This is a genomic window from Exiguobacterium sp. B2(2022), assembly GCF_028823655.1.
Classification (GTDB): Bacteria; Bacillota; Bacilli; order Exiguobacteriales; family Exiguobacteriaceae; genus Exiguobacterium; species Exiguobacterium aestuarii_A.
Genome location: NZ_JAPEHX010000035.1, coordinates 23,739 through 31,761, shown reverse-complemented (window position 1 = coordinate 31,761; position 8,023 = coordinate 23,739). Strand labels below are relative to the sequence as shown.

Genomic DNA, 8,023 nt, shown 5'->3' with positions numbered 1-8,023 from the left:
AGGAACACTCACATCAGATGAGTTTTCACCTGCCGTCGAACGTTACGTTTTTGACGAAGAGACAGCGACTCAGCTCGAGGTCGTACTGGAAATGGATCCATACTCGCCTGAAGCGATTGATGTCGTCGAGACGATTAAAGAGACGATGGACCGCTCTGTGACGGGGACACCATATGCAGATGCGACCATCGGATACGCAGGTATCTCAAGCATCAACAGCGATTTGAATGAAACGTCAACGAACGACTTCAATCGGACGGTAGCCATCATGCTCGTGACGCTATTCATCGTCTTGACGGCATTGTTCCGCTCGATGATCATGCCGCTCTATATGATTGCTTCGCTTCTCTTGACGTACTATACGTCAGCAGCGATCACAGAGCTGATCTTTGTGGAAGGTCTTGGCTATGACGGAATCAGCTGGGCCGTTCCGTTCTTCGGATTCGTCATGTTGATTGCACTCGGAATCGACTATTCCATCTTCCTACTGGATCGATTCCGGGAAGAGACGATCAATGGGAAAACGGTCCGTGATGCGCTCGTCTATTCGATGACGAAGATGGGTACCGTCATTATGACCGCTGCAGTCATTCTCGCCGGGACGTTCGGCGCCATGATTCCGTCAGGCGTGCTCAGTCTCGTTCAGATTGCGACCATCGTCATTACGGGTCTGTTGCTATACGGATTGATTGTATTGCCACTCTTGATTCCAGCCATTACGATTTCGTTCGGTGACGGTGTATGGTGGCCGTTCCGACAAAAGAAAAAGTCATAAGCAGAAACGGATGTCTCGTGCGATGAGATATCCGTTTTTTGGGATAGATTGCGGTAGATTCGGGAACAGAAAGGCAGGTCCATTATCGAAGGAGGAATACTGTATGGAAATCGTCATTACTGCAATCTTGAAAGCCCATCCTGGTAAAGAAGAAGCGTTACGTGAGGCGCTACACCGTGTGATTCCACCGTCACGAGCGGAAGACGGATGTCTTGCGTACGTTCTTCACGAAGCAATCGATGCACCAGGAACGTTTGTCTTCTATGAAAAGTACAAAGACGAAGAAGCGCTCGATCATCACATCCATTCATCGCATTATCAGGCATATCGTGATGAAGCTGGGGAGCTTCTCGCCGTGCGTGATGTCTATCGTTTGCATGAAGTCTGAAAGGAGACTTTCTCATGATTACGCAACCTGTGATCCCATGTATTTGGTTTGAGGAGAATGTCGAGGAAATCGCCGAGTGGTATGTCTCCATCTTTCCAGATTCGTTTGTCGACTATACGACGAGATTTTCAAGCTCGCCAGCAGGCGAGACGACGATTGTGACGTTATCGCTCGCTGGACAGTTCTTTCAGTTACTCGGGGGAGGTACTGCGCAAGAACGGAATCCGTCCATTTCCTATATGGTATCGCTCCCGACAACTGAAGAAATCAATGCGCTATGGGAACGATTATCTGACGGAGCGGAGATCTTGATTCCATTAGATACGTACGACTTCAGCCAGCGTTATGGGTGGTTGAAGGATCGCTACGGAGTTTCTTGGCAAATCATGCATGATGGGGGGATGGATATTCAGCTCGTGACGCCATGCCTCTTATTTGTCCAGGATGCGTTCGGTCGCGCCGAGGCGGCGATGAACGATTGGATTTCCATTTTCAAAGATTCGTATGTATTGGACGGACATACGGTACGGTACACGGAAGAAGACGGGGAGGAACTCGACGGGAAAATCAATTATGCCCGTTTCGTCTTATCCGGCCGAGAATTTGTCGTGATGGACAGTAATGAGAATCATATGTTTTCATTTAACGAAACACAGTCGCTTATCGCTTTTTGTGAGACACAAGACGAAGTCGATGCGTACTGGGAACAGTTATCGGCTGTACCGGAAGCAGAAGAATGCGGTTGGCTGAAAGATCGATACGGCGTCTCGTGGCAAATCATTCCGTGGGAAATGGAAGAGATGATGACGGTCGGTTCGCAAGAGCAGATTGAACAAGTCGTACAGGCGTGTCTGCCCATGAAAAAACTCGATATCGCGACGTTGCGTAAAGCCTATTAAACAAACCTCCCGAGACAAATGGCTCGGGAGGTTTTTCATGGACTCATTTGTGAGAGGGCATCCTTCTCGATGATGGTATCCGAGAGACGGAGCTGACTGGCCGCACGGTCGATATATGGAGCGCATCGATCGAATGCGACCGGTTCTTCCGTCTCGATGGAATAGCACGTGCCGTTACCAGCACGTTCGCTCAAGTCTGGTTCATAGTAATGGTCTTCATATCGGAAAGCGCCCGTCCGAAAGACCGTCAAGTTCGGCGTATCATTCAAGAGGGAGTCGCCGAGCATATAAGCCGGGGAGATTCCAAGTACATCAAGAATCGTCGGTGCGATATCGATTTGACCGCCACTCGCCTCCATGACTTCCCCTGTCGTCAATCCAGGTGGTTTGATGAAGAGGGGGACAGCACGGTCGAGTTGAAACGCGTCAACCGTTGAGTCCACTTCTTCAAGGGTAGCCATCTCTTCTCCAGGTGCCGTCAGACCGCTATCGTGGTCACCATACATGACGAGTAGCGTCTCATCCCAGAGCCCATCTTGCTTCAATCGTTCGATGAACTGACCGACTGCTGCATCGACGAAATGAACGGTATGATAATAGTTTTCGAGAAGCGGGTCCTCAATTTCCGACAGGTCCAATCGCTTCTCGTCCTCCGGAATGTCGTACGGTGTATGGCTCGTCAATGCGACTAAAAACGCATAAAACGGTTCATCCAACTCTTCCATGAATCCGACGGACGTATTCAAGAATTCCTGGTCGTTGAGTGCCATCCCGATGATGCCTTGGTCGGGGTAGTCTTTGTCGCTAAAGAAATGATTGAACCCGATGTTCTCATAAAAATCATCCCGATTCCAAAAGTCTTTACGGAAGGAGTGCATGGCTGCCGTATCATAGCCGGCCTCGTTTAAGGACTGAGAGAGCGCGCTAAATTGATTTCCTGGGAAACGTGTGTACACCGAACCGGATTTGACAGGGTAGAGTGACGTGTTGACGATGAACTCCGCATCGGATGTCCGCCCCTCGTGCGTCTGATGATAAACGTTCGGGAAATAGAGCATGTCACGTCGCAATCGATTTAAGTTCGGTGTCAATTCCTGTCCATTGATGCGTTGATCGATGACGGAAGTTTGGAACGATTCGAGTTGTAGGACGATGACGTTCGTATCCGGACTCGGGGCACTTAATTCCTGATAAGAGAGTGCTTGGATTTGAGAACGCTCCTCGTCTGTCAGGGCTTCGTTCCATCCCATGGCACGTTCGACGCCTCGGGCGACATCCATCGCGTGATAGCCCCAAAAACCGAGATGATAATATTCACGCATATTCGAGATTGGGTCGTCTGCGATCCATTTTTCCCCGCGCTGATAACTGAGGGTGAGCGGAATCGTGAAGAGAAGAAATCCGAGAGTGAAGCCGGCGAGCGCCAATCGTCTTCCGTTCCGCTTCGCTTCACGGACAGGATGCCGTTTGATGTAACGTAAAATTAAACCGTAAATGATGAGGTCGATGAAGAAGAATGCATCAATTGGGCGGATAAGCGTCAAGAAGCCTCCCCCGACATCTCCCATCTGTCCGATATCAGACAGTAAGGCGACAGATAATAAGTCTTCAAAATAGCGATAGTACCAGACGTCCGAGACGAGTAGGGTACTATGCAGGAATAGAGAAACGTATAAAATCCATCGGCGGATCGGATAAGACACGGCAAGTGCCCAACTCGTCAGGAGCAGAATCGTCGCCAAATTGATGAGGAAGAATGAAAAGTCGAACGCCGTCGCGGTCAACCAGCTAAAAAAGAAGAGCTTTGCCAGAGAGAGTGACAAGTAGCTCCAATAATCGAGATATTTGATCATGAACAACACATCCTTTTCATACCCATTCCCGATGAGGTGAGTGAGGGAAACGTGAAGATGTGTCCAACAAAAAAAGAGGCACGGGGCCTCAGTTAATCAGAAACGTATCGCGCAATTCGATGATGGTTCCTTCCGGTGCTTTTAGTTTACTTAAATGACCGTCGACGACGAAGTAGATGTTGCCACCGTGCTTCGGCAAGAACGTGACACCGAGCTGTTCGAGTCGAGCGACTTCCGCTTCGAGATCATCCACATAGAGGGCGAAATGGACGGGACCGGCTGCATATTTCGAATAGTCTTGTAACGATTCATCCGTTTTAGCAGTCTGGAGCTCGATATAAAAATCACCGAGCTTGAGCCAACTATTGAAGTCACGTGTGTGGAAGTTTGGCGATTCTTGGACGAGCTTAAAACCGAGCGCTTCGTAAAATGACTTTGATGCGGCATAATCTGGGGTTTGGATACAGATGTGGTGAATTTGTTTCATTAAGACTTTCCTTTCGTTTGTAGGTCGTTCACGCGATTGCGGTGGAACGGGGAAGTCACATCTTCCGAGATGAGACTGATCGTATGTCCGTCCGGGTCCACTACGTCAAAGTAAGACATGCCTCCGAAATCGTGAAGCGGTGTCGCGATCAACCCTGCTTGTTCGAACGATTGATACGCGAACTGGATGTCTTCACAAATGACGTTGAAATAGACATGGGCTTGTCCTGACGCATCTTTGAACGTTGTGGGTTGCGGTGACGAGGTTTGGATCAATCCGAGCTGAGTCGAACCGTCTGGTAGACACAAACCGATGCCTCCTTCCCAGCGACCAATTTCTTTGGCATCAAAATAAGTAGTATACCAGTGTAGGGACTGTTCTACATCTGATACAGGAACGAAGATACTTCCGATTCGGAACATGTGATAACCTCCTTTTCTCTTATTAGTGTAGCGAATGCATGGTCTCGAAGATACGGGGGAAGAAACTTTTTACGGGAGAAAGCGTATGAAAGAGAGAGAAAATCAACGAGGTGAAAGCATGAAAGGAAATGAAATCACGATTCAACCGGTTGATGCAGTCAATCGAGAGACGATCATTGCTCTATCAGTGGACGAGAAACAGTCCCGATTCATCGAGACGAATGCCGAGTCGCTTCAAGAGATGGTCGAGGATACGAAATATAATTGGCAGAGCTATGCATTTTATGACGGTGAGCGACCGGTTGGCTTCATGATGGTCGGAGCAGAAAATCAGACAGAACGTTATGTGTGGCTCGATCGTTTAATGATGGATCAAAACGAACAGGGGAAAGGCGTTGGGACGAAGTGCCTACGCATGGCAGTGGAATTCATCCAGACACAATACGACGTGGATGATATCATCCTGAGCCTCCATCAAGAGAATGAAGCCGCGAAACGATTTTATGCGAAAAACGGCTTTGTCGACAGCGGCTTGATTGATGAATGGAACGGCGAAGCAATCTGGGTCTATCACACAAAAACCCGACCGTCATAAGTCGGTCGGATTCTCGGATGGATTTGTTGTCTTTATAGCATTCATACTCATCGAAAAGAGAACGATAGCGGCAAATAAAAATAGGGGAACGAACCAGTTGTTTAGAAACGGATCGACAAACGTCGGTTCTTCCGGCCAGCTCCCTGTTGAGATTTGGGCGTTCCAACGGGTATAGAGTGCGATGCGTTCGAGTGTGTATAAGAGTCCGGATAAAAACAACAATATACCACCCGCTACAAGCTGATTGAAACGTGACATAAAACCCCTCCTCTATAGATGTTGTCTATAGTTTACCATTTCCATCCAATCGAGAGGCTTTTATTTAAGTATGCTCGGTCGCAGCTGTTTGACACGTGATAAGACGAGCCAACCGAGAAGCGCGCCTGTCAAACTAGAGGCAAGGAACGCTGGGACGAAGAAGAAGGCACCGAACGTCGAACCCATTAACAGTTTCGCATACGGGACGGCAATCAACGAGGCGATGACACCAGTTCCGATGATTTCTCCGAGAGCGGCAGCATAGACGCGATTCGTGCGAACGAAGAACATACCAGCAAGAAATGCACCAATCATGCCACCGGGGAACGCGAGAAGTGACCCTGTGCCGGTCATGACGCGAATGAGTCCGGTCACGAAAGCGACGAGAACGGCTCCAATCGGACCGACGGTAACTGCTGCAATCACGTTCACCATATGCTGAATCGGATAAGCGCGGGCGACACCCGTGGGAATCGAGATGAACATTGAGCCGACGACGGCGATGGCAACGAGCATTGCCATCCAAGTGAGTTGTTGAATACGCATGAATAGTCTCCTTTCAAAATAAAAACGCCACGTTTCCAGACGGAAAAATGGCGTGGATATACAGAGGCGTATCCCAAGCCACTTCCCTACGCTGGTATGAGCCAGATCAGGTTCAAAGGGTCCGGCAACATGCCGTCTCAGCCCGAAGGCTCCCCTAGTGGTCGATTATTGACTTGAGTATAGCATAACTAAAATCGGAAGGGAGGAGAAATTATCCCTCATTCTTGGCTAACAGGTCCTCATAGTCCTTCTCGTTCCAAAAGAGCGGTGAGATGGATTCGGGACCTTTTAATATTTCTCCATCTTGATCGTATACGATGGCATATCCGTTCTCGACATCGAACACGAACAAGTCGGCAGTCACTTCGGTCACGCCATTGCCGGCGATAATCACATCGTCAATTGGCTCCCGTGCCAGTTCGACACCCGCTTCATCGAGTTCGACGAGGAGGGCTGACGTGTACGCATGGCGGTCATAGACGGATTGAAATTCATCCTGCGTAAGGATGACGTCGGTAGGCGGGGCACTCGTTCCGAATTTTCGATTCTCTATCTCTTCGACATACTGAAGGAAAGACTCCTCTTGCCAAAACAGCGGAGCGACCGATTCGGAACCGTTGATTACCGTTCCGTCCTGACTGTCGAATACCGTGGCATACGTCCCGTCATCGAGTTTGAACGGATAAATATCTGCATATGTGTGCTCAAGCCCGTTTCCGGCAATGATGACGCGTTCAAACGTCTCGCGGAACGGTTTGATGCCTTGTTGTTCGAGCGCAGCGAGGAGCGGTTGTGTTTGTTCATATTGGTCATAGACGTCTTTAAAGTCTTCGCGCGTCCATTCAGTGATGGGTTCATCGGGTGATTCGATCGGGATCGGATTGTCTGCCACCGTATCCGTACAACCTGTGAGTAAAAGTGCCCCTAATCCGAATATCGCCCATCGTCTCATGATTTCATCCCCTTAACTGACATTTTCCACCATTTTATCATTCATGAATGAAAAGTAGAACCTGTGCACATTCTCACTCGGGGTGAGGACGTGTCGCGTAGTGATCGAGTGTGCTCTTAAAGTGGAGTGTGTCTTCTTCAGAAATCGTCACGCCTGAGGATGTGCCGTAGCGGACCGCATGATAAACGGACGGGTTCATCGGTAAATCGATGCGTTGGAACCACTCTTGCAGTGTCTCATGAGCACGCAATCGCTTGGCTGGTACGAGAGATTGGTTGAATGCGATCAGTGCATCGCGAATCGGGACGTTCGTGAACGCTGTGAGCGTCGAAACGGACGAAACGTTCTTGTTTTGTAACGATTCGAAAAGCGGGTCTGCGTTTGAATCAACATGATCTCGTGCGAGCGCCAAACGTTGCTTCCGTTTTCGATAGACATAGAAACTGAAGCAACAGAATGCGATCAAAAAAGCGACGAATAGCCCAAGATTTCGTCGTGTTGATTCGCCAGAGCTCGTGATTCTCTCAAAAAAGTGATGTTTTCCTTTTTGAGGATCCAATTCAAACGGGTAATCTGCTTTGGATTCACCAATTAAAATGCCATCATCCTCATCCGATAGGAGATCAGTCGGGGGACTATTATTTTCCTCGACCGGTATCGTTTCCGGGTTATAGAGCCACTCGAATACACTCGTCGCAATCACTATCATCGTGAACGTGCCAAGAAGTGTGGTGGCAATCAGGAGAAGAAACTTGTTCGTCCAGCGCAAGAAGACACCTCCTTTTGAATGTTCAGACTATTTGTTGTTTATCTTACCATAAAAAGGTAAAGTTTGATTAAGACAAAAA

The 8,023-nt window shown here is 48.7% G+C and carries 11 protein-coding genes and 1 riboswitch; of the genes, 4 read left to right on the top strand and 7 right to left on the bottom strand.

Features of this window, described 5'->3' with window-relative positions:
• The 3 genes from ON063_RS08670 to ON063_RS08660 all read left to right on the top strand — a co-directional run.
• Window positions 1-775: MMPL family transporter (locus ON063_RS08670; protein ID WP_274664873.1), on the top strand; the 775-nt coding region annotated here is incomplete at its 5' end.
• Between the two features lie 103 nt (window positions 776-878).
• Window positions 879-1,163 carry a putative quinol monooxygenase gene (locus ON063_RS08665; protein WP_214695078.1) on the top strand — a complete coding sequence of 95 codons (285 nt, stop codon included), beginning with the start codon at window positions 879-881 and terminating at the stop codon, window positions 1,161-1,163.
• A gap of 14 nt (window positions 1,164-1,177) precedes the next feature.
• The gene (locus ON063_RS08660; RefSeq protein WP_274664872.1) at window positions 1,178-2,062 is read left to right on the top strand and encodes a VOC family protein; all 885 of its coding nucleotides are present in this window, start codon (window positions 1,178-1,180) and stop codon (window positions 2,060-2,062) included.
• A 35-nt stretch (window positions 2,063-2,097) separates the two neighbouring features.
• Here the strand turns inward: ON063_RS08660 and ON063_RS08655 are convergent, their stop codons facing one another.
• The 3 genes from ON063_RS08655 to ON063_RS08645 form a co-directional block, all read right to left on the bottom strand.
• Window positions 2,098-3,915 (bottom strand): LTA synthase family protein, encoded by a 1,818-nt coding sequence (locus ON063_RS08655; protein ID WP_274664871.1) that lies wholly within the window; start codon window positions 3,913-3,915, stop codon window positions 2,098-2,100.
• A gap of 88 nt (window positions 3,916-4,003) precedes the next feature.
• Window positions 4,004-4,402, bottom strand: a complete 399-nt coding sequence (locus ON063_RS08650) for a VOC family protein (RefSeq protein ID WP_274664870.1) — start codon at window positions 4,400-4,402, stop codon at window positions 4,004-4,006.
• Window positions 4,402-4,824, bottom strand: a complete 423-nt coding sequence (locus ON063_RS08645) for a VOC family protein (RefSeq protein WP_274664869.1) — start codon at window positions 4,822-4,824, stop codon at window positions 4,402-4,404. The genes ON063_RS08650 and ON063_RS08645 overlap by 1 nt, the downstream gene beginning before the upstream one ends.
• A 118-nt stretch (window positions 4,825-4,942) precedes the next feature.
• Here ON063_RS08645 and ON063_RS08640 point away from each other — a divergent pair, with 118 nt between their 5' ends.
• Entirely contained in the window at window positions 4,943-5,419 is a 477-nt protein-coding gene (locus ON063_RS08640) for a GNAT family N-acetyltransferase (RefSeq protein WP_274664868.1), read from the top strand.
• Here ON063_RS08640 and ON063_RS08635 read toward each other — a convergent pair.
• From ON063_RS08635 to ON063_RS08620, 4 genes are all read right to left on the bottom strand, one after another.
• The gene (locus ON063_RS08635; RefSeq protein ID WP_274664867.1) at window positions 5,414-5,677 is read right to left on the bottom strand and encodes a hypothetical protein; all 264 of its coding nucleotides are present in this window, start codon (window positions 5,675-5,677) and stop codon (window positions 5,414-5,416) included. The two genes, ON063_RS08640 and ON063_RS08635, sit on opposite strands and share 6 nt — an antisense overlap.
• Window positions 5,678-5,737: 60 nt before the next feature.
• Entirely contained in the window at window positions 5,738-6,223 is a 486-nt protein-coding gene (thiW, locus tag ON063_RS08630; protein ID WP_214785166.1) for an energy coupling factor transporter S component ThiW, read from the bottom strand.
• Between the two features lie 66 nt (window positions 6,224-6,289).
• Window positions 6,290-6,389: riboswitch (TPP riboswitch) on the bottom strand.
• Window positions 6,390-6,434: 45 nt separating this feature from the next.
• Window positions 6,435-7,175: a hypothetical protein gene (locus tag ON063_RS08625; RefSeq protein ID WP_274664866.1), complete on the bottom strand. Its 741-nt coding sequence runs from the start codon at window positions 7,173-7,175 to the stop codon at window positions 6,435-6,437.
• A 73-nt stretch (window positions 7,176-7,248) separates the two neighbouring features.
• Window positions 7,249-7,944, bottom strand: coding sequence for a hypothetical protein (locus ON063_RS08620; RefSeq protein ID WP_274664865.1), 696 nt, complete (start codon window positions 7,942-7,944; stop codon window positions 7,249-7,251).
• Window positions 7,945-8,023: the final 79 nt, after the last annotated feature.

Bases quoted from the DNA above. Each gene is read 5' to 3' on its own strand.
- ON063_RS08635 (WP_274664867.1), bottom strand. From the start codon at position 5,677: ATGTCACGTTTCAATCAGCTTGTAGCGGGTGGTATATTGTTGTTTTTA.
- ON063_RS08640 (WP_274664868.1), top strand. From the start codon at position 4,943: ATGAAAGGAAATGAAATCACGATTCAACCGGTTGATGCAGTCAATCGA.
- ON063_RS08660 (WP_274664872.1), top strand. From the start codon at position 1,178: ATGATTACGCAACCTGTGATCCCATGTATTTGGTTTGAGGAGAATGTC.
- ON063_RS08665 (WP_214695078.1), top strand. From the start codon at position 879: ATGGAAATCGTCATTACTGCAATCTTGAAAGCCCATCCTGGTAAAGAA.
- ON063_RS08645 (WP_274664869.1), bottom strand. From the start codon at position 4,824: ATGTTCCGAATCGGAAGTATCTTCGTTCCTGTATCAGATGTAGAACAG.
- thiW (WP_214785166.1), bottom strand. From the start codon at position 6,223: ATGCGTATTCAACAACTCACTTGGATGGCAATGCTCGTTGCCATCGCC.
- ON063_RS08625 (WP_274664866.1), bottom strand. From the start codon at position 7,175: ATGAGACGATGGGCGATATTCGGATTAGGGGCACTTTTACTCACAGGT.
- ON063_RS08650 (WP_274664870.1), bottom strand. From the start codon at position 4,402: ATGAAACAAATTCACCACATCTGTATCCAAACCCCAGATTATGCCGCA.
- ON063_RS08655 (WP_274664871.1), bottom strand. From the start codon at position 3,915: ATGATCAAATATCTCGATTATTGGAGCTACTTGTCACTCTCTCTGGCA.